The sequence below is a fragment of the Stenotrophomonas sp. GbtcB23 genome (assembly GCF_019091045.1).
Lineage (GTDB): Bacteria > Pseudomonadota > Gammaproteobacteria > Xanthomonadales > Xanthomonadaceae > Stenotrophomonas > Stenotrophomonas rhizophila_A.
Genome location: NZ_JAGXKC010000652.1, coordinates 1 through 239 on the forward strand (window position 1 = coordinate 1; position 239 = coordinate 239).

Genomic DNA, 239 nt, shown 5'->3' on the forward strand with positions numbered 1-239 from the left:
GAACACGAAGCGCTGTCTCTGCGCCGCAAACGCATCGGCGCCACCGTCGGCCAGCACCAGCAGCATGTGCACCTGGTCCAGCTCCAACAGCTGAAACACAGCAAGGGTGCGGCCCTTGGCGCTCAGCCAGGCGCGCCACTGCCAGTGCAGGACGGGCAGGGCGGCGACATCGCTGGCGACCTGGGCAGGGGCGGACGCCGCCGCATCCACACCGCGCAGGCGGAGCCGCGCGTGACCGG

The 239-nt window shown here is 71.5% G+C and carries 1 pseudogene; it reads right to left on the reverse strand.

Features of this window, described 5'->3' with window-relative positions:
- A pseudogene (locus tag KVS69_RS20455) lies at positions 1-239 on the reverse strand (folate-binding protein); the annotation flags it as partial.